The organism is Bacillus sp. SRL337 (genome assembly GCF_984799155.1).
In genome coordinates, this window is the sequence record NZ_OZ481793.1 from 4,482,089 (window position 1) to 4,502,419 (window position 20,331).

The window sequence follows — 20,331 nt, forward strand, 5'->3', positions numbered from 1 at the left end:
TTTGGGATTGGTTGGGATGGGGTGCTATCGACGACTTTGGCCCTTCTATCGACGACTTTTATAGTTCTATCGACGACTTCCCGCTTTCTATCAACGGAAATGCCCTTTCTATCGACGACCGACATGATCCGGCAAAACCCGGGTAGTGACTGTCACCAAAACAAAAAAACCGCCCCATGGAATCTGTTTTCTCCGGGGCAGTTACATTCAATCAAAACTATTATTTCACCCAGCCCAGCATCATTTCACGGATGAGCTTGCTGGCGGTGTTGGCCGTTTGCTCAGATGCGTCATAGATCGGTGCAACTTCAACGAGGTCGGCCCCGACTACATTCACTTCTGAATGGGCAATCTCATGGATCGATGCCAAAAGTTCACGGGATGTGATCCCTCCTGCATCCACCGTACCTGTTCCAGGTGCGTGAGCCGGATCAAGCACATCGATATCGATTGTTACATAAACCGGGCGCCCCGCAAGTTTAGGAAGGATTTCTTTCAGCGGCTCGAGCACTTCAAACTTGGAAATGTGCATACCGTTTTCCTTCGCCCACTGAAACTCCTCTTTCATACCGGAACGGATTCCGAATGAATACACATTTTCAGGTCCGATATGTTCAGCAATCTTCCTGATCGGTGTGGAGTGTGACAAAGGCTCCCCTTCATAGTTCTCGCGCAGGTCTGTGTGGGCATCAAAGTGGATGATCGCCAAATCTTTATATTTCTTATAAACAGCCTTCATGACAGGCCAGGACACTAAATGCTCCCCGCCCATGCCAAAAGGAATTTTGTCATCTTTCATTAATCCATCAATGTAGTCTTCGATAGTATCGATACTTTTTTGCGGATTACCGAACGGAAGCGGGATATCCCCGGCATCAAAGTAGTTGATTTCTTCCAATTCGCGGTCAAGGTAAGGACTGTACTCTTCAAGCCCGATGGATACCTCGCGGATGCGGGTGGGACCGAAACGGGAACCCGGACGGTAGCTCACTGTCCAGTCCATCGGCATGCCGTACAGCACAATCCGGCTGTCTTCATAAGAAGGATGGCTGCCGATAAAAACATTTCCTGAATAAGCTTCATCAAAGCGCATATTTCATGACTCCTTCCAAGATAAATATTGACATAACAACGTTAAACAGTTGATGCATTGCGCTTTAGCACTGTAAAGCACTAAGAGGGACAGTCCCTCTTAGTGCTTTAACGCAATAAAGGGGAAAGCTTCTTTTACTCTGTAAGATCCTTAACGAACTTAGGCAGTACGAAGCTGGCTTTATGAAGCTCTTTTGTATAATATTTTGTCTCGATTTCATGAAAACGGTCGTCGCTTACTTCCAGCGGGTCATGCTTTTTAGAACCTACCGTGAATGCCCACAGACCGCTTGGATAAGTCGGAATGTTTGCCGTGTACAGGCGTGTGATAGGGAAAATTTCTTTTACATCGCTTTGCACCTGGCGGATCAGATCCGCTTTGAACCACGGGTTATCACTTTGCGCAACGAAGATGCCGTCTTCTTTCAATGCTTTTGAAATGCCTGCGTAGAAGCCTTTTGTGAACAGGTTGACCGCCGGGCCTACTGGCTCAGTGGAGTCGACCATGATGACGTCATATTCGTTTTCACTTTTGGCAATATGCATGAAGCCGTCGCCGACCTGCACTTCGACTCTTTCATTCTCAAGCTCTCCTGCAATTTCAGGAAGGTACTTTTTGGAGTACTCAATGACTTTGCCGTCGATTTCAGCAAGTACCGCTTTTTTAACAGACGGGTGCTTCAACACTTCACGGATAACGCCTCCGTCTCCGCCGCCGACAACAAGAACCGTCTCAGGGTTTGGATGAGTGAATAATGGTACATGCGCCACCATTTCATGATATACGAACTCATCTTTTTGAGAAGTCATGACCATATCATCAAGAAGCAGCATGTTCCCCCACTCTTCTGTCTCGACCATATCAAGCTTTTGAAATTCCGTTTGCTCTGTATGTAAAGTTTTGTTGATTTTCATTGTAATTCCGAAGTTTTCCGTTTGTTTCTCTGTAAACCAGAATCCACCCATTTTATCTTCATTCCTTTTCTAATTAATTCTCGGGGCCAGGCACAAACCTCATCATAAATATCCTTCCCCAACACCATAAATACAAACATGAGAAAAAGTATAGTCTAATTTGGCGAAAATACAAGAATAATTTTTAATTTCTTCCTATACGTTTAAAAAATTCTTCCCCTTTCCATAATGAATACTACCTAGAAAGGCGGAAACAGCCGTATGGATTGGGGGGCTTCTGCATGAGGTAAGGGAATCATGAAGAGGAATGGCAATTCGATGATGATTTATCGCAAGATAGAAGACCGAAATCCGCTTGGTGCTGGCCGCTGGAGCTAAACATTACTGTCCTTCAAAATATTTACTTTCTTATTGAATAAATAAACTAGAATTATAGGAAAAGAGGGATTAACTTGGAAGTGATCACAAGTTCCCGTATACAAAAAACCAAAAAATACGTGCGTGCCGCTATCATTCTCGGACTGTTTTCGACTTTGTTGATCCTTGTGGGGCTTGCAGGCTTGTTCACCTATGCAAAAATCCAGGGACCGCCGCCCATTGCTGTTCCTCAGTCCACTCTTTTTTATGGAGCAGACGGTTCAATTATTGGCGAAAGCAACAACGGGGAAAAAAGGTACTGGGTCCACCTTAAAGATATATCGCCTGATTTGATTGACGCTACCCTTGCCATTGAGGATAAAGGGTTTTACTCCCATCACGGTTTTGATTTCAAACGAATCACAGCCGCTGCCCTTGCCGATATGAAGGCAATGGCAAAAGTCCAGGGAGCTTCGACGATCTCACAGCAATATGCCCGCAACCTGTTTCTCACCCATGATAAAACCTGGAAAAGAAAGATCTCCGAGGCGCTGTACACCTTCAGGCTGGAGATGAATTATACAAAAGAGCAGATTCTCGAAGGATACCTGAACACGATTTATTATGGCCACGGTGCATATGGTGTCCAGGCGGCAAGCCAGTTTTATTTTGGGAAAAATTCCGATGAACTGACGATTGCTGAATCTGCGATGCTTGCGGGGATCCCGAAAGGACCGAGCTTATATTCACCACTTGATTCCTTTCAGTCAGCCAAAGACCGCCAGGAAATCGTCCTGAATGCCCTGAAAGAGGATAAAATCATTTCTGAAGAGGTTGCTTCCGGGGCAAAAACAGACAGACTGGAGATCGTCGGAAAATACCCTCACCAAACAATTGAAACGGCTCCTTATTTTCAGGATGTGGTCAAAAATATTCTTCGAAATCAACTGGGCATCGACGAGCGGACGATCGAACTAGGCGGACTAAAGGTGTATACCACCCTGAACCCGAAACACCAGAAGGCTGCAGAAGAAGTCATTGAACGGGAAATCAAACCGGCTTCGGATATCCAGATCGGATTCACAGCCATCAATCCTCAAAATGGATATGTAACAGCCATGGTCGGGGGCCGAAATTATGAAGAAAGCCCCTTTAACCGGGCCGTCCAGGCTGTCAGGCAGCCAGGCTCTACCATCAAGCCGCTGCTTTATTACGCAGCCGTTGAAAAAGGGTTCACCCCTTCCACAACCATGAGGAGTGAGCTGACGACATTTACGTTTGACGATGGACAGAGTGAGTACTCTCCGCATAATTTCAATAATAAATATGCGGACGATGACATCACCCTGGCTCAGGCGATCGCCATTTCGGACAATGTCTATGCCGTCAAAACCCACCTCTTCCTTGGAGAAGAAACATTGGTGGATACGGCGAAGAAGTTCGGCCTCTCCACAGCCATAAAAAAAGTTCCTTCGTCCGCTCTTGGGACTTCAGGTGCCAAGGTTGTCGATATGGTGAATGCTTACGGAATGTTTGCCAACGGCGGTTACAAAATCAGCCCTGTGTTCATTACGAAAGTAGAAGGCTTCGACGGGGAAACCATCTACGAAAATAAGCTCGAAAAGGAGCAGGTGCTCGATCCGGATGCAGCTTACGTCATGACCCATATGCTGAGCGGGATATTCGATCCAAAGTTGAATGACTACTCGACAGTCACCGGGATCACCATCAAAAAGCATACAACACGTCCATATGCCGGAAAGTCTGGGACGACCAATTCGGATAACTGGATGATCGGCTTCGCTCCGCAGCTGACAGCCGGAGTCTGGACAGGATATGATAAAGGAAAAGAAATATCATTGGTTGAGGATAAATATTACGCGAAGAATATCTGGGTGCACTTCATGGAAGAAGCATTGAAGGATGAGCCGGTCAAATCATTCAAACCGACAAAGAATGTAAAAGGGTATCTCGTCAATCCCCATAACGGCAAGCTGGCCACAAAGGACTGCCCGGTCCAGCGCTTCACCTATTTCGTAAAAGGCACCGAACCGACCGAATACTGCGACGAACACCTTACAGAAGAAGCACCGACCAAGCAGCCAGCAGCAGAGCCAAAGGAAAAAGAGACTCCTTGGTATAAGAAGTGGACGCAGTGGTTTTGACATAAAGAGCGGGATGGTCCCGGCCAGCCGTGTACAGATTGGCGGGCTTCGCATAAAATATTAGAATCACAATGAACATAGTGACTTGATAATGACTTATCGCAAGGAGAAAGATTGAAGTCCGCTAGCCGCTGGTGTCTTGGAGCTGGATTGAATAAAAAGCGGAAGCGGCCGGTCAGCGCCGTACTGTTTGGAGCGCTTTCGCATGAGATATAGGAATCACGAAGAGCCCCGTAATTCGATGATGCCTTATCCTAGAGGGTGGGAGAGCTCGGTCAGCTGCGTACGGACTGAACTGATTCCGTATGAAATATTGGGAACACGGCAAGCGTAGCGATCCGAAGTTGACTTATCTCGAGGAGGTGTCAGGAAGTCTGCTAGCAGCTGGGCCGTGGAGCTGGATTCTCAAGGTGAGAGATTGAAGTCACTAGCAGCTTGGTCCGGGGAGCTGGGTTGATAAAGAGCTGAAGCGGCTTGCTTGTAGGTGGATTTTTGTTAATCTGGCCACTTCACCGAGAATCCCGTCCCTTAGTGGTACATTTCTTTGCTGTTCTTATCTCTTCATGCAGGATTCAGCCCTTGAAAGGAGACTATTTTTAATCATCACCCCATTACTCGACGATCCCTCTTTTATAATAGGGTGTTTTCCTCTTAATCACCCCATTACTCGACTGATCCACCTTTATAGCAGGGTGTTTCTCTCTTAATCACCCCATTACTCGACTGATCCACCTTTATAGCAGGGTGTTTCTCTCCTAATCACCCCATTACTCGATTGATTCTCTTTTATAACAGGGTGTTCCTCTCTTAATCACCCCATTACTCGACTGATTCTCTTTTATAACAGGGTGTTTTCCTCTTAATCACCCCATTACTCGACTGATTCTCTTTTATAACAGGGTGTTCCTCTCTTAATCACCCCATTACTCGACTGATCCACCTTTATAGCAGGGTGTTTCTCTCCTAATCACCCTATTACTCGACAACCCCTCTTTTATAACAGGGTGTTTTCCTCTCAATCACCCCATTACTCGACGATCCCTCTTTTATAACAGGGTGTTCCTCTCTTAATCACCCCATTACTCGACGACCCGCCTTCAGAACACGGGTTTTCTCCACCGAATTACCAACATAGATCAAAACGAAGGTACAGTCCCCAGGCGCCGCCGGAAGTCGCTTACCCTCAGCGCATGTCGAAGGAAACTATCTATAAAAACATACGAAAAACCCCGGGTTTGTGCGAACCCGGGGTCTTTCATGTCCTAGTTTGTTTTGTGCAAACTGTGATTTAAGTTTACTTTTTTTTAGAAGATTGAGCAAGGTATGAACGATTGTTTCGAACAAATGTCACAATTCGTTCATAGTATTGTCATTTACTGTAAACGGATATCAGACAGACAAACCTTGTTTTAATTTATCTTCAGAGCGCTCCCACATGCCTTCATCATGTTTGATGAGGAAGTCTCTCAATATGCCTTTTGAACGGTCATCCATCACCTCTACGATGATGTGGCGCTTAATCGACTTATCCATCCTGTTCACGTGCTCAGGAAGCGATTTATAGCCTCTTCGCTTTTCCGTATTGACAACCATCTCACAAGCTGTCACACCAGCATAATACGGACCGTTCTCTTTGCGGTCGATGGTTACCCAGACCAGCCAGTACGGCTTGCCGCCTTCTGAATCCTCGCGATTATTGGTGAACTTGATTCTTTTTTCGACGGCGCTCCGGGCATGCATGGCGCCGATGTCCACAAATGCCTCTCCCTCTTCGATATCGACGAATACCGGTGAGACATTATCAAGGCTCAGCGATCCGATTCCGAAGCCGCCATGCCCGTCAGTCGGGTCGCTCTTGATGATATTGAAGCCGACACTTTGTTTCTTTTTATCTTCCATTTATAACAGCTCCTTCTGCTTTATGAAAATAACGAAAAGATACCATAGTAAATTGTATTGAATGCCTGCCCCACTGCATTCATCCCGCCGTTAATCACCGGCCAGATCGTGTAGCGGTCAAGCGGTGTGATGACTAGTATCAGGAACAGTAAAACCCCATACTGCTCGTATTGGGACATTTTCGAACGAATGCGCGGCGGCGAAAGGTCCTCAATGATCCGGTATCCATCCAGAGGAGGAAACGGCAATAGATTAAATATGAACAAAAGAATGTTCAGGTATACAATCATATTGAACAGGTCGATGAAAAATTGCGGAACGACCGTACCGAACCCGAATGTAATAATGAAGTAGAAAAATCCATAGGCGATGAAAGCAATCAGGAAATTGCTCAGCGGCCCGGCAATGGAAACGAGCACTCCCGCAAGCTTTGGATTTTTAAAATTGAAGCGGTTCACCGGCACGGGCCTTGCCCAGCCGAACCCGGCAATCAAAATAAAAAGCGTGCCGATCGGATCCAGGTGCTGAATCGGATTCAATGTCAGCCTGCCCTGCTTCTTTGCTGTGTCATCCCCAAATTTGTGCGCAACGTAAGCATGAGCATATTCATGGAATGTAAATGCCAGGATCAAGGCAATCACCACGAACGGGAGCTCTTCTAAATTAAAGGCTAGAAAGTTCAATGTCTGTTCTCCTTATACATAAATGAATTTTTTATAAAATTAATGTCTATTCATCAATATTCTCTATCGTCCGGACTTGCTCCTTCTGGAAAATACGATAAAATTTAAACTGGAAGGCTGTATCGACCTTATCCTTCCTTATGATTGTAACAAAATTATAGAACAGGAGCGAAATCCATGCCTTATGTAACTGTAAAGATGCTTGAAGGACGCAGCGAGGGCCAAAAGAAAGCATTGGTTGAAAAAGTCACATCGGCTGTCAGTGAAACGACAGGTGCCTCTGAAGACAAAATCGTTGTATTCATAGAAGAAATGACCAAGAATCATTATGCTGTTGGCGGAAAGCGTTTGAGTGACGAAGCATAATCCTTTCGCATGCCCGGCTGATGAGCCGCTGATCTATTTGAGATCGGCGGTTTTCTTTATGAGCAGGAGCAGCTGGGGGGTATCAGCCAAACCACTAATTCCGACACTGGATCCCCGTTCCACCCTGCAGTCACTGCTGTTTTTCGACTGAAGTTTGTCGGAAAACGGCAAACTCATGTCGAATTTTGATTATAACGTGTCGTTTATCAGCCAAACTTTGTCGAATATCGACCCATATGTGTCTTTTATCGGCCAAACATCAAAACGCTGCCAGCCAGGACACCACCATCGGTTTTATTTTAAGGCTGTTTTCGCATGTATTGTTGCTTCCGAAAAAATCCCAATGGCCGGATTTTTCCCTTGCATACTATGGTTTTCGCTCTGAACAAAGGGAGAAGCTCTTTTCTCTCTTGCTAAACAGGGGTTTATCCGGTTCATTACTCCACTATCTTTCGGAATTATTATCAACTAGCAACAACGTTTACGAAAAGAGCCTATTTTAAAGAAAACAAAAACCCGCCACAGCTAGTGACAGGCTCATCTATTAATTCACAATCTTCTTTTTTAAACCCTCTATATATTCATAAGCAGTGTCGATTTCTTCCACCGTATACTTCTGTTTGCTTTTCAGTGTGAAAACTTTCTCTTCCACTTCTTCGCGGGATAGATTATCGAAATACAGCACTGTCGACACCAGTTCAAGGAATCGCGAAGGCTGCTCATTCATGTCATCCAGGCAGTCCTTCAAGAACGGCATGTCTGTTTCATACATTTTTAAAAAGCCCTGGCCTTCTTCTGTCACAGTATATCGGTATTGGAAGTAGCCGCCTTTCTTCTCTTTCAGCTCGCTGATAAAGCCCATGTTGCAGAGTTCTTCCACACGAAGGGTCAGCTCCTCGGAGTATGGACCATAGAAATGAAACTGAAATTTTTCCTGAAAAGGGAATGATAATTTCTTTGCGATATAGATCATTTTCTGCAGTTTCTTTCTGCCCGTGATTTCACCGGAAGCCAAAAAAGCACTCATTAATTTAGCGTGGTCCTTTAACACGTTCCTTCATCTCCTACTTCAAAAAAATTACTCGGTGTTCCGTCATTGGGTGCAGGAAGGCTGTCCCAGAAGATGCGCCCGGCAAACCATTGGCCATTGACTTTTGAGACAGCCTCGAGTTTATTGGTCGAGTTCTAAAATTGAACGAATTTGTCTTTTGATATTTCTTTTGGACGATTCATCATATAAAAAGTCAGCAGGATAATAGAGTTTGTGGTCCGTTCTTCTCTTTCCTGAAATCGCATCTACAATATCCGACTGCCTGGACAATTCCTTCAGTTCATTGTTCGGCATCTGCAAGTGAATCGGGAGGCGCTCCTCCTCTTCCCCCGGCCGGTAAAAGTCGTAAGGGAGATCCGATGATGAATCGACGACCAGGTAATACTCCGGGTCGATTCCGGCTTTTTTGAATAAGCCCTCCAGCTCGCTGTGTTTCTTATATTCTTTCGCCGGATCAAATTCCGCATATTTGAATAGATTCCTATTCATAAAGCGCCGGCAGAGATCGCTGAGAACAGGGTCATCTTCCTCTTCCCACGTCTGGAAGTAAAACATGATGACCGCTTCATCCAGCTTTAAATAATCTTCAAGCGAAACGTTTCCTTCAAAGAGGGAGTAAAAATGGAGAGGATCATATTTGAAAGAATACGATTGTTCATGAAGTTCTTTTGCACGATGAAGGATTTTCGTCAGAATGACCTCGGCACTTCGTGTCACAGGGTGGAAATACACTTGCCAGTACATTTGGTAACGGCTCATTATGTAATCTTCAACAGCATGCATCCCGCTGGATTTAATGACGACCTGGTCTTCGCGCGGCCTCATGACACGCAATATCCGTTCCATATCGAAGTGGCCGTAGCTGACCCCCGTAAAGTAAGCATCACGCTGCAGATAATCCATACGGTCCGCATCGATCTGGCTCGAAATCAGGCTGACCACCTGTTTGTTTGCATAGGTTTTGGCTATGACTTCGGCAACGTGTTTAGGGAAGTCCTTACCCACTTTTGAAAGGACCTGGTTGACCTCTGTATCTCCAAGGATGATTTCCTGCGTAAAGTGCTCATGATCAAGGTGAAACACCTTTTCAAATGAATGGGAAAACGGCCCATGGCCTAAATCATGCAGCAACGCAGCACATAAAGACAACAACCGCTCATCCTGGCTCCACTCGGGACGGCCCTGGAAGACGTCATCTACAATCCGGCGCACAATTTCATAGACACCGAGAGAATGATTCAGCCGGCTGTGTTCAGCTCCATGGAAGGTTAAGTAGGTGGTTCCGAGCTGCCTGATACGTCTCAGCCTCTGAAACTCCTTCGTCCCGATTAAATCCCAAATGACCTGATCCTTCACATGTACATAACGATGAACAGGGTCTTTAAACACTTTTTCCTCATGCAGCTTCATTTTGGAATATTCCATTCTTTACCCTCTTCCTGTCTAACATATTTCTATTATAGACGGTTTTTCTCCTAAAAACATCTCGAAGCATGTCGAAAAATAAATAGAAATGTTGGAAATTGTTTATTCTCCAAGGGTTGAAAAAAACCGAAAATTTTTTTATCCAGTGAAGCTCTTGACAGCCTCACCCATATCGTTCCCACGCGTCATGACAACGAAACTAGTAGAAAAAAATAATTTTAACATATTCGTATAGATTCCCATATTTTTGTACAGACTTCTAGTAAGAAAAGTTACTCATAAAAGGGAGTTGGAAAGAATGAAATCCAGACAGGATGCATGGACCGAAGAAGATGATTTGCTATTGGCCGAAACCGTATTGCGCCATGTAAGAGAGGGCAGCACCCAGTTGAACGCATTTGAAGAGGTAGGAGACAAATTGAACCGGACTTCTGCAGCATGCGGCTTCAGATGGAATGCCGTGGTCCGCCACCAATATGAAAAAGCACTGGGGCTTGCCAAGAAACAACGCAAGCAGCGTCAGCGCCTGCTCGGCAAAGATCAGGGCGGCAAGAAAAAGCTGTTGTATCAGCCTCCAGCCCCGTCTTATGATGAAATCGATGCTATGTCTCTATCGATGTCAACGGAAATGGGCGATGAAAAAGAAGAGTATACTAGCCCGGTAATGGAAACACTGGAAATGATGGAGGCCTCAGAGGCAGCGGATACTGAATTTGCGGAAGAAGCATTGGAAAAGATGGAAGTAAGCAGCACTGCCGTTTCAACACCGCCGGCTCAAGCACCAGCCATTCAGAGTGTGCCGGTTCAAGGCAAGATGGAAATGTCCCTAGAAAAAGTCATTGCCTACTTGCAAAGCCTTGCGCACTCCAACTTCAGTTCTGATATTCTAAAAAGTGAGAATCAGAGATTGAAGCACGAGAACGCCGAGATCAGACGCCAAAATGCCGAGCTTGAGAAAAAGATTGCCAAGCTCGAGAAAAATACTGTGACCATGCAGGAAGATTACGAAACATTGATGCAGATCATGAACCGTGCAAGAAAGCTCGTCCTGTTTGAAGATGAAGAAGGCAAAGCGCCAAGGTTTAAAATGGATCGCAATGGAAATCTTGAAAAAGTAGCAGAATAATTCAAATATCACTGGCCGACTTACGGCCAGTGTTTCATCTTGTAGACAAAGTCCAATGTATTGATTGAAGGTGATTTCCATTACAGGGAAATGCCTCCGCGTGAACTAAAAAGCGGACGTTCAGCGTCATAAAGAATTGGAGGGCTCCTGCCTGAGATAAAGGGAACACAACGAACAATGGGAATTGATGTTGACTTATCGCAAGGAAGGCGACCGAAATCCGATAGGGGCTGTCCGCCGATCAAGGAGAAAAGAGCAAGCAGTCAGAGCGTCCGGTGTTTTTTAGTCTGGCATTTCGGCAGGGACGGTCACAGCGGGGAAAAAACCCAGGGAATGGACCAGATTTATAGGGGTGAACTAAAAAATTGGGGCAATAAGTAAAAGAAAGGACCAACTTTTGAAGAACACACTAAGTTATTGGTTCAATAACTAATGAAATACACCGATTTCTTAAGACACCCAGGAAAAATTGGTGCCCTAATCAAGGGAATGGACCAATTTTTTCGGGACACACTTGAATGTTGGTCTACTATTAAAAAGATTGGACCAAAACAAAGATACAACCATGGTTCAATACGCAGCTGTCTCCAGCATTGCGCTCCTAACCAAAAAAGCCGGAAGCCAAAACGGCAGCCGACTCTGAATGCAGGATCATCTCTCCAGCACTTTCTCATTCCTTTGATGGACCCTGTCCAAATAGTTCTCATACAAAGAGAGCTCCTCACCCTCCAACTGGCTTGCAAAAATCTTCCCGCCGAACCCTTTCAGCGACTGCAGAAACCGCAGCATTGTATCCTGAATCGTCAGTTCAGTGCCCAGAAGCTCTGACAGGGACGCCATGACTTCCGGATGAATTTCCGGAAAGACAAACTTCCTGCTCTCTTCTCTTTTACCACCCTGATAAAAGTCTCTTATGACCCGTGCCCGTTCCGAACCGCTGCCATTTACACAAAGATATATTTGCACCGCTACGCCGTTCCGGATTCTTCTTTGGGAAATGCCCGCAAATTTTTTGCCGTTTATGCTGAGGTCATAACTTCCCGGGCAGTAGGAATTAGTGATTTCCTTTGCTTCAATATCGACCGGGAAGTCTTTGAACATGTCCTTTGACAGCTGAAGCATTGCATCGTACCCGCGATTGATATCAATTCCTTTTTCCGAATCGGGGAAAACCAGGGAGAGATTGAGGACACCTTCATCCAGAACAACCGCCAAACCGCCGGAGTTCCTGACTATGTAACGATATCCACGGTCTTCCAGTACGTTCAATCCTGCTTCCAATGCCGGAAGCTTTGTATCCTGGATACCGAGAACGATTGTCTTATGGTGGACCCATGATCTTGCTGTTGACGGCGAATTCCCGGCACCGACCGAGGTACAGAGGGTATCGTCCATGGCAAAGGATTGAAGGGCGTCAAACATCGGCCCCAGGCTGGACTGGTCAATGATCCTCCATTCCGGCTGTATTAACAATGATTCATTTTTTTGCGATTCCATCGATATTTCTCCTTCAATTATCATGGGGATTATTATACCACATCCCCGAAAAGGAATACGAAGCAAGAAAAACAAGGGCAGATGCCCCTGTTTCCTATAACTCATCCAATCTGTTATTCAAAGCCTGCTTTTGCTGCTCAAGCTCCCCAATTGAATTGGTGAGCATCTGTTTATAAATGCCAATGATGCTTTCACCATAGTTTGTACCCGGGACTGCCCATCTTCCATTGAGGGCTGTCCAATATCTGGCGACTCCTCTGGTGACTAAATTGAAACGCGGGTCGACTTGCTGAAGACCTTCCGGAATACTTCCCGTGGACGCATATGCATATAGATGCTGGATATGTGCATGTACACCAGTTTCAGGAGTTGAAAAGCTTGCCCCTGGAGAACCAGGTCCAGTTGCACCGATTCCGGCAAAATTATTCTGCTCTTTTTTCACGATCCCTGTAAAGCGGAAGTAATTCGTCTCATGAATCGCTTGTGCGTAAGCAACGTCCCCTCTGATCCCGTACCTTTGTCCATAAGCTGTATAAAACCGGCCGAGCTCAGGGGCTTCGGGATTCACAGTTCTGACGTAGTCATCAAGCTGATGAGGATGAAGAAGAGTATTCCCGCTGATTGTAAAAAGTTCTTCAGGCGCCGGCTCGGGCGGCTTAGTGGGGACAGTTCCTTCTTCTCCATCAATGATGATGAAGGCTCCTGGAATGCCTGCCTGCTTGACCTTATCTACCTGCGCTTCCGCATTTGCTTTCACTCCATACGCACCCGCCTGCACCCTGTAATATTGCCTGCCTGAAATCACAGCAGGAACAATAAAAGATGCTATCCCTTTGGAGGTTAAGAAGTCCACTCTTGCCTCAGCGTTGTCACGGTCAGTGAAGGAACCAGCAATTACTTTATATATGGCTCCCCCCGGTGAATCTTTTGCAGGAAGAGACAGCGCTTTGGCAACTCCTTCTGCAATAGCCGCCGAGACGTCATTGATAAAGGCAGGATTGTTAAGAATTTTCAGGTCAGCTGGATTGTCGACAAATAAGACTTCGAGTAGCAGTGAAGGCATTTCCGTTTCGCGGAGAACATGGAAGTTTGCCCGTTTCTTTCCTCTATCTGTGATGCTGTATTTTTGCCTCACTGAGGACATGATTTCATTGTGGATGGTATTTTGGTAGCTTATTGTTTGCTGGGGGACTGTTCCGTTATATATATAACTTTCAAATCCTCTTCCTCCAGCTGCATTGTTGTGGATTGATAGGTAAAAATCTGCATTCCTGGAGTTCGCAAAGGCTGATCTTTGGCTTAGTGACATCGTGGTATCACCTGTTCTGGTCATTAAAATGGTTCCATTGTAATTTTTTTGCAGGTGATCGCGCACTTTCAAAGCAATGGATAGATTATAGTTCTTTTCCTTGGCATTGCCATAGGTCGCACCAGGGTCATTTCCTCCATGACCTGGGTCAATAATGATTGTACTCATACTATTCATCCCTCCTTTTACTACTTTATTCCAAAAGGGACAACCTGTGTGGACACGAGTCATGATGATATAACACATTTTCCACACAAAAAAACGGCCCCCGGAGGAGACCGCCTTTATTTTCTTATAGAGCCTGGGCAGCCGTAATCAGTGCCAGTTTATATACGTCTTCTTCATTACATCCGCGGGAAAGGTCATTGACCGGGGCATTCAATCCTTGTAGGATCGGGCCTACCGCTTCGAAGTTCCCAAGGCGCTGGGCGATTTTGTATCCAATGTTACCCGCTTCAAGGCTTGGGAACACAAATACATTGGCATCACCTTTGATATCAGAATCCGGAGCTTTCTTGCTAGCAACGGAAGGGACAAAGGCTGCATCAAACTGGAATTCACCATCCAATGGTAGCTGAGGCGCCTTTTCCTTCGCGATGTTCACAGCTTCCGTTACCTTTTCGGTTTCTGGTGATTTTGCTGATCCTTTTGTTGAAAAACTCAACATTGCAACACGCGGGTCGATATCGAACATTTCCGCTGTTTTCGCACTTTCAATAGCGATTTCAGCTAAGTCCTGGCCGTCAGGGGAAATATTGATGGCACAGTCTGCAAAAACATACTTCTCATCTTCACGTACCATGATGAATACGCCGGAAGTTTTGCGGACACCCTCTTTTGTTTTGATGATTTGAAGTGCCGGACGAACAGTATCTGCAGTGGAATGTGCCGCGCCGCTGACCAGACCATGTGCTTTTCCTGTATAGACAAGCATTGTCCCGAAATAGTTTTCATCTAAAAGAATTTTCTTTGCATCTTCTTCGGTCGCTTTGCCTTTTCTTCTTTCCACAAAAGAGTGAACAAGCTCATCCATGAACTCGTTATCTGATGGATCAAGAATCTCACAGCCTTCAAGGGAAGCATTGACCTCTTGGGCCTTTGCCTGCACGCTGCCTGCATTTCCGATGATGACCGGCGTAAGAATTCCGTCTGCAGCCAGACGTGAAGCAGCTGTTAAAATTCGCTCATCTTGGCCTTCTGGAAAAACAATTTTTAAATTTTTTCCTGTGACTTTCGCTTTTAGTGATTCAAATAGGTTGCTCATGACTAAAGCCCTCCTTCATATATCCACTTTTAGCATACTCTTCTGCGGAAAGATTTCAAGAATAACCGACAGTGGCAGCGTTTCCATTGGAAATGTTTTTGTTTTTCGAAAATTTCATCCTTTTTAACCTGCTTTATTGTTCCCTTCAGGCTGTCCGGATATGCAATTCTGCTGAAAACCCTATTAAAAATTGTCGTTTTTCAGTCAAGATTCTAATTCAGGTTATTTGGCCAAACTATGATATAGTAAGGGTGCATATAAGTTTAGAAGGAGTGATATACATGAGTGAACCGGCTCAAACGTTAGATGGCTGGTATTCTTTGCATGACTTCCGTTCAATGGACTGGACTTCTTGGAAAATGCTGTCCAGCGATGAAAGACAAACGGCAATCAAGGAGTTTCATGGATTCCTGGAAAAATTAAATCATACACAAAGTAAAGAAGAAGGAAGCCACGCTCTTTACACAATCGTCGGGCAAAAAGCGGACTTCATGATGATGATCGTCCGTCCGACGATGGAAGAACTGAATGAGCTTGAGACGGAATTCAATAAACTGACAATCGCTGAGTACACTGTACCGACATTTTCGTACGTGTCAGTGGTAGAGTTGAGCAACTATCTCGCGGATGGGGAAGATCCATACGAGAATCCGCATGTACGCGCGCGCCTTTACCCGATCCTTCCAAAAGCTAAGCATGTCTGCTTCTATCCGATGGACAAGCGCCGCCAGGGCAACGATAACTGGTATATGCTTCCCATGGAGGAACGCCGCAGCATGATGCGCAGCCACGGCATGATCGGCCGCCAGTATGCAGGAAAAGTAAAGCAGATCATCACCGGTTCTGTCGGTTTTGATGATTATGAGTGGGGCGTTACATTGTTTGCTGATGATGTCCTTCAATTCAAAAAGCTTGTATACGAAATGCGCTTTGATGAAGTCAGCGCACGTTACGGTGATTTCGGCACTTTCTTCGTTGGTAACCTTCTTGAAGAAGAAAAGATTGCCACGTTCTTGCAAGTATAATTTCTTCAAAAAGACCAAGCAGGTGTTCTGCTTGGTCTTTTCTAATTCGTTCGGCGGAAAACAGTCAAAATAAAAGGCTGTTTTCTAAAAGATTATTGCTTTTTGATGCTTTATTATCCGTCTCCCCATTTTCACGTAGGAGGATTGGAGCGGAAGGCGTGGACCTCCTGCGGGATTAGCGGGACAGGTGAGACCCCGTGGAGTCGTGCGCCTGGAGCGGAAATCCATTACTTTTAAAATAACCACAATCTATGCGAAAACAGCCAAATAAAAAAAGGAAACTAGATAGCAGCGACAGCAGGAGCTGAAAGAACTATTTTTGAAGTTTTTATGAGTCACCATAATCTTCTTTTTCACTTTTTTTGGTCACATGAAGCTTTCATGAGACACCCTACTCTTCTTTTTTTCTACTTTTTCTGGTCCCATGAAGCTTTCATGACACACCCTAACCTTCTTTTTCTACTTTTTCTTGTCCCATGAAACTTCATGACAAACCTCAATCTTCTTTTAACCCCTTTTCTGGTCTTATCATCAAATGGCCGCTTTGCGTTTTTATGGAATATTTCGTCCCCCTCCTACATAAAAATGAAATAGTGAAAATAGGCACACTCTCTTTAACATTTCTTCTTTTATTTTCGGGAAGGGGAGTTTCAGCAGTGTAACCTTAGCTTTTTGTGAATCAGCAGTGAAACACCTTCATTATGAAGGATTTTCGATTAATTAAGGAGGTCTGTATTGTGAAACACTCAAGCGGTTCAAACCCTTATGGATATGGCTACAGCCAGCCATATTACGGCCAGCCCGGAACATATTCAGGAGGGCAGTACTACAGCGGCCAAGGCATGCAGGTTCCACAGTCCGGCGGTGCTCCTAACCCGGCACAAAACCTTCCCGGCCAGCTGCCTTTAGAAGAATCTTATATTGAAAACATTCTCCGCCTCAACAAAGGCAAAGTAGCCACAGTCTATATGACTTTTGAAAACAACAGGGAGTGGAATGCCAAAGTATTCAAAGGGATCATTGAAGCAGCCGGTCGTGACCACCTTGTCCTTAGTGATCCCCAAACAGGGATGCGTTATCTGCTGCCGATGATTTATCTCGATTACATCACATTCGATGAAGAAATCGAATATGAATATCCGTTCGGTTCAGGAGCAGGGCCTGCTGCCTCCTATCCGCCAAGGTAACCTATTAATCTGCGAAAACGAAAAGACTGCATGCCGATTTGGCATGCAGTCTTTTTATTTAGGCTGTTTTCGCATATATTGTTGCTTTCAGAAAGTTCCCAAAAGTCGGATTTCCCCCTGCATACTAAGTTTTTCTCTGAACGAAGAGAGAAGCTCTTTTCTCTCTTCCTTTTTGATTCATTACTCCAGTATCTTTCGGAATTATGATCAGATAGCAACAAAGTTTACGAAAAGACTTATTTACATTGATTTTACAGCTGTGATGATCAGCAGAACCCAGGCAATCAGGAATGCTACTCCGCCTAAAGGTGTTATCGCCCCAAGGACTTTGATTCCAGATAGGCTCAAGACATACAAGCTTCCCGAGAATAACACAATTCCGATAAGCATTAACCAGCCAGACCAGTTAAGCATTGAACTGGCAGCGATATTTCCAGCCAGTACCCCGACGATGAGGATTCCAATCGAATGGAACATCTGGTACAGTACCCCTGTGTTCCATGTGTCGATATACTTCTGTGAGATTTTCCCTTCTAATGCATGGGCCCCAAAAGCTCCCAGTGCCACTGAAAGAAAAGCATTGATGGCTCCAATTATGATAAATGTCTTCATTCCCTAACACTCCCGGTTATAAAAATTTAAAATTCAAACAGCGAGTCTCCGTTTGCCCCATCTTCCGTTTCCAGCTTGCTTTCTTCACTGATTCTTACAGGTTGGGATTGTTGGCTGCTGACCGGCATTGACATTTGCTGTGCCGGCATTTGGCTGGAGAAAACAGGTTGGCTGGAGCTGGCGTTTTCGGTTTCCAGCATGACTTCGCATAAAGCCTTGATGGAGTTGATATGTTCACGAATGTTTTGCGGTCTTTCTGCCTTCTTGGCTTTTAGCAGTTCCTGTTCCATTTTATTGATCAATGAGACATGGGATATATTCATCGTGTCCCTCCTTTGCGATTTTCATATAAAAAAACATACTCTTTCGAGGACTGGGTAATCATTTCCGCTCCCCTCAATAATATGCAAAGACGAAGCCGCCCCTCTTAACAAAAGAAAACTCTATGAATCCTGCTACAATTAGCTATATAGGCTTCTAGAGGTATTGAAAACCATACCATTCATTTCTTCCCTTTCGGTGTAAACCTCAGACAGTTCTCCCCTGATGAACGTAATACGACCAGGGAGGGCATGGCTTTGGTTTTGAATCCATATGCTTTACAGCCTCGTGGATGGGCCGGTTGCCAAGTTGTATAAAAATATTGACATTGAAAACAACTGATTTTCTTATTATCTGGCAATTCTCTCGTCTCCCTATCCAGTCATTCTTCCCTATTCTATCAAACTTATATCCATTTTGCTTGTTACAAACCAGCCTTACTTCTGGAGAATTTTCATTTGGATTTAAGCGGGCCAGAGGCGGATTCAGAATGATTTAGCCGCAGGTGCTCACCCTCCATTCCTTTTGATTCATATCGCCGTTATCTCTCAAGGAAAGAATTCTCTTGGCCTCATCACCTTTTGTCTGATATAAATCGAGTAGGAGGGGGTGACTAACCCCCGACCTCTCACACCACCGTACGTACGGTTCCGTATACGGCGGTTTCACTTAAGTCTGACGCTTGAATTGATATCGATCATATAGGCTCTTCAACCCTTGGTTATCCCAGTATCGGTTTCCAAGGGCATTATGCAGGATTGGGCTACTGGCGACTCGCCAGTAGCCTTTCCTTGTATTTGCCCACTCCCACGCTTTCGTTTCCTTCACTCCGTACTTTCTTAGATTCTTGTACTTTGTTTTGACTTTCTTCCATTCTTTCCATCGTATCATTCGGAGTCTTCTTCGAATCCATTGGTCTAAATTCTTAAATATCGTTGGTGTGTCTGCTAGTTGGTAATAACCTAGCCATCCAACTAGATACCTGTTCAATTTCTCGATTCGGTCTTTCATATTCATGGATTTTCTTCTTGAAGTTAATTCACGAATACGTTGTTTACACCGTTTGATACTCTCTTGAGAGACCCGTATTTTCGGGTTCTTATGAAAAGTGAAAGAAAACCCTAGGAATCTTCGTTTCCATGGGCGATCTACCGCACTTTTCTTTTCGTTTACTTTTAGCTTTAGCGTTCTTTCAATAAATCTCGTGATGTTTTCCATCACTCGTACCCCAGCCCTCTTAGAGCGTACGTAAATGTTACAGTCATCTGCGTAGCGGACGAAACAGAGCCCTCTTTTCTCCAGCTCTTTGTCCAGTTCGTCTAACACAATGTTAGACAGTAAAGGACTTAAAGGTCCACCTTGTGGTGTTCCCTCCGTATTGGGGCGAACCAAACCATCTTCCAAAATCCCTGCCTGCAGGTATCTTCGAATCAGTCTTAGTAGGTTCGGGTCCTTGATTCTTTTACTTAATGTACGCATAAGGCGGTCGTGATTCACTTTATCGAAGAACTTTTCTAAATCCATATCAACAACCCAACGATACCCTTGTTTCATGTAGCTTCTGGCTTCCCTTACTGCGTCATGTCCCCGTTTATTTGGACGGAACCCATAACTGTGTGTAGAGAAGGTTGGGTCATATTCTGTGGTAAGAATTTGTGCGATGGCCTGTTGGATAAATCGATCCACCACGGTGGGAATACCTAGCTTCCTTTTGCCTCCGTTCGGTTTCGGGATTTCGACACGACGGACGGGTTGAGGTTGATAGGCCCCACTTTGAATTTCTTCTCGCAGAGAAACCCAGTGTGTTAGGAGATACGCTCGTAGGTTTTGTACGGGCATCCCGTCGACACCGTGGCTTCCTTTATTGCGTTCTACGCGTTTTATGGCGAGAGTTAGATTTTCTCGTGATAAGATTCTTTCCAACATGATATCGAACTCCTACGTGAATGGTCTGTCTCGTTGTGTGACAACATCTTTCCGCCCTTCTAAATGTCCCCCGCGGACTTCACCGCTCCCTTCATTCAGGAAGGTTGTCAT

The 20,331-nt window shown here is 45.0% G+C and carries 17 protein-coding genes; 5 read left to right on the plus strand and 12 right to left on the minus strand.

Going from position 1 to position 20,331, the window contains the following annotated elements; translation table 11 throughout:
- Positions 1-220 precede the first annotated feature (220 nt).
- Positions 221-1,093 (minus strand): agmatinase, encoded by an 873-nt coding sequence (speB, locus tag AC4E8A_RS22415; RefSeq protein WP_490196018.1) that lies wholly within the window; start codon positions 1,091-1,093, stop codon positions 221-223.
- Positions 1,094-1,227: 134 nt separating this feature from the next.
- Positions 1,228-2,058 carry a polyamine aminopropyltransferase gene (gene speE, locus AC4E8A_RS22420; protein WP_490196020.1) on the minus strand — a complete coding sequence of 277 codons (831 nt, stop codon included), beginning with the start codon at positions 2,056-2,058 and terminating at the stop codon, positions 1,228-1,230.
- Between the two features lie 401 nt (positions 2,059-2,459).
- On the opposite strand from speE, the gene AC4E8A_RS22425 reads away from it, so the two are divergent.
- A complete protein-coding gene (locus AC4E8A_RS22425) occupies positions 2,460-4,529 on the plus strand; it encodes a transglycosylase domain-containing protein (protein WP_490196021.1) in 2,070 nt (689 codons plus the stop codon).
- A gap of 1,389 nt (positions 4,530-5,918) precedes the next feature.
- Here AC4E8A_RS22425 and AC4E8A_RS22430 read toward each other — a convergent pair.
- A complete protein-coding gene (locus tag AC4E8A_RS22430) occupies positions 5,919-6,428 on the minus strand; it encodes a YwhD family protein (protein ID WP_490196022.1) in 510 nt (169 codons plus the stop codon).
- A 20-nt stretch (positions 6,429-6,448) separates the two neighbouring features.
- The gene (locus AC4E8A_RS22435) at positions 6,449-7,111 is read right to left on the minus strand and encodes a site-2 protease family protein (protein ID WP_490196023.1); all 663 of its coding nucleotides are present in this window, start codon (positions 7,109-7,111) and stop codon (positions 6,449-6,451) included.
- 177 nt (positions 7,112-7,288) lie between these two features.
- Here AC4E8A_RS22435 and thmT point away from each other — a divergent pair, with 177 nt between their 5' ends.
- A complete protein-coding gene (gene thmT / locus AC4E8A_RS22440) occupies positions 7,289-7,477 on the plus strand; it encodes a 2-hydroxymuconate tautomerase (protein ID WP_490196024.1) in 189 nt (62 codons plus the stop codon).
- Between the two features lie 544 nt (positions 7,478-8,021).
- On the opposite strand, the gene AC4E8A_RS22445 is transcribed toward thmT, so the two are convergent.
- Both AC4E8A_RS22445 and AC4E8A_RS22450 read right to left on the minus strand, forming a co-directional pair.
- Positions 8,022-8,528 carry a YwgA family protein gene (locus AC4E8A_RS22445; protein WP_490196026.1) on the minus strand — a complete coding sequence of 169 codons (507 nt, stop codon included), beginning with the start codon at positions 8,526-8,528 and terminating at the stop codon, positions 8,022-8,024.
- A 120-nt stretch (positions 8,529-8,648) separates the two neighbouring features.
- On the minus strand, positions 8,649-9,953 hold the full coding sequence (locus AC4E8A_RS22450) for an HD domain-containing protein (protein WP_490196028.1): 1,305 nt from the start codon (positions 9,951-9,953) through the stop codon (positions 8,649-8,651).
- 298 nt (positions 9,954-10,251) lie between these two features.
- Between AC4E8A_RS22450 and AC4E8A_RS22455 the strand changes: the two genes are divergently transcribed.
- The gene (locus tag AC4E8A_RS22455) at positions 10,252-11,079 is read left to right on the plus strand and encodes an RsfA family transcriptional regulator (protein ID WP_490196030.1); all 828 of its coding nucleotides are present in this window, start codon (positions 10,252-10,254) and stop codon (positions 11,077-11,079) included.
- Positions 11,080-11,730: 651 nt separating this feature from the next.
- Here AC4E8A_RS22455 and lipL read toward each other — a convergent pair.
- From lipL to pta, 3 genes are all read right to left on the minus strand, one after another.
- Positions 11,731-12,576, minus strand: a complete 846-nt coding sequence (gene lipL / locus AC4E8A_RS22460) for an octanoyl-[GcvH]:protein N-octanoyltransferase (protein ID WP_490196032.1) — start codon at positions 12,574-12,576, stop codon at positions 11,731-11,733.
- A 94-nt stretch (positions 12,577-12,670) separates the two neighbouring features.
- On the minus strand, positions 12,671-14,053 hold the full coding sequence (locus tag AC4E8A_RS22465) for an N-acetylmuramoyl-L-alanine amidase (RefSeq protein ID WP_490196033.1): 1,383 nt from the start codon (positions 14,051-14,053) through the stop codon (positions 12,671-12,673).
- 124 nt (positions 14,054-14,177) lie between these two features.
- Positions 14,178-15,149 carry a phosphate acetyltransferase gene (gene pta, locus AC4E8A_RS22470; RefSeq protein ID WP_490196034.1) on the minus strand — a complete coding sequence of 324 codons (972 nt, stop codon included), beginning with the start codon at positions 15,147-15,149 and terminating at the stop codon, positions 14,178-14,180.
- Between the two features lie 281 nt (positions 15,150-15,430).
- Here pta and hemQ point away from each other — a divergent pair, with 281 nt between their 5' ends.
- Both hemQ and gerQ read left to right on the plus strand, forming a co-directional pair.
- Positions 15,431-16,174 carry a hydrogen peroxide-dependent heme synthase gene (gene hemQ / locus AC4E8A_RS22475; RefSeq protein WP_490196035.1) on the plus strand — a complete coding sequence of 248 codons (744 nt, stop codon included), beginning with the start codon at positions 15,431-15,433 and terminating at the stop codon, positions 16,172-16,174.
- Positions 16,175-16,875: 701 nt separating this feature from the next.
- Positions 16,876-17,361, plus strand: a complete 486-nt coding sequence (gene gerQ / locus AC4E8A_RS22480) for a spore coat protein GerQ (protein ID WP_490196036.1) — start codon at positions 16,876-16,878, stop codon at positions 17,359-17,361.
- Positions 17,362-17,601: 240 nt separating this feature from the next.
- On the opposite strand, the gene AC4E8A_RS22485 is transcribed toward gerQ, so the two are convergent.
- The 3 genes from AC4E8A_RS22485 to ltrA all read right to left on the minus strand — a co-directional run bounded on the left by AC4E8A_RS22485 (position 17,602) and on the right by ltrA (position 20,223).
- Positions 17,602-17,973: a DUF423 domain-containing protein gene (locus AC4E8A_RS22485; protein WP_490196037.1), complete on the minus strand. Its 372-nt coding sequence runs from the start codon at positions 17,971-17,973 to the stop codon at positions 17,602-17,604.
- A gap of 26 nt (positions 17,974-17,999) precedes the next feature.
- Complete coding sequence (locus tag AC4E8A_RS22490; RefSeq protein WP_490196038.1) at positions 18,000-18,296, minus strand: YwdI family protein; 297 nt, start codon at positions 18,294-18,296, stop codon at positions 18,000-18,002.
- A gap of 667 nt (positions 18,297-18,963) precedes the next feature.
- Complete coding sequence (gene ltrA, locus AC4E8A_RS22495; RefSeq protein WP_490198963.1) at positions 18,964-20,223, minus strand: group II intron reverse transcriptase/maturase; 1,260 nt, start codon at positions 20,221-20,223, stop codon at positions 18,964-18,966.
- Positions 20,224-20,331: the final 108 nt, after the last annotated feature.

Bases quoted from the DNA above. Each gene is read 5' to 3' on its own strand.
- speB (WP_490196018.1), bottom strand. From the start codon at position 1,093: ATGCGCTTTGATGAAGCTTATTCAGGAAATGTTTTTATCGGCAGCCAT.
- speE (WP_490196020.1), bottom strand. From the start codon at position 2,058: ATGGGTGGATTCTGGTTTACAGAGAAACAAACGGAAAACTTCGGAATT.
- AC4E8A_RS22430 (WP_490196022.1), bottom strand. From the start codon at position 6,428: ATGGAAGATAAAAAGAAACAAAGTGTCGGCTTCAATATCATCAAGAGC.
- thmT (WP_490196024.1), top strand. From the start codon at position 7,289: ATGCCTTATGTAACTGTAAAGATGCTTGAAGGACGCAGCGAGGGCCAA.
- AC4E8A_RS22450 (WP_490196028.1), bottom strand. From the start codon at position 9,953: ATGGAATATTCCAAAATGAAGCTGCATGAGGAAAAAGTGTTTAAAGAC.
- AC4E8A_RS22455 (WP_490196030.1), top strand. From the start codon at position 10,252: ATGAAATCCAGACAGGATGCATGGACCGAAGAAGATGATTTGCTATTG.
- lipL (WP_490196032.1), bottom strand. From the start codon at position 12,576: ATGGAATCGCAAAAAAATGAATCATTGTTAATACAGCCGGAATGGAGG.
- AC4E8A_RS22465 (WP_490196033.1), bottom strand. From the start codon at position 14,053: ATGAGTACAATCATTATTGACCCAGGTCATGGAGGAAATGACCCTGGT.
- pta (WP_490196034.1), bottom strand. From the start codon at position 15,149: ATGAGCAACCTATTTGAATCACTAAAAGCGAAAGTCACAGGAAAAAAT.
- hemQ (WP_490196035.1), top strand. From the start codon at position 15,431: ATGAGTGAACCGGCTCAAACGTTAGATGGCTGGTATTCTTTGCATGAC.
- gerQ (WP_490196036.1), top strand. From the start codon at position 16,876: ATGAAGGATTTTCGATTAATTAAGGAGGTCTGTATTGTGAAACACTCA.
- AC4E8A_RS22485 (WP_490196037.1), bottom strand. From the start codon at position 17,973: ATGAAGACATTTATCATAATTGGAGCCATCAATGCTTTTCTTTCAGTG.
- AC4E8A_RS22490 (WP_490196038.1), bottom strand. From the start codon at position 18,296: ATGAATATATCCCATGTCTCATTGATCAATAAAATGGAACAGGAACTG.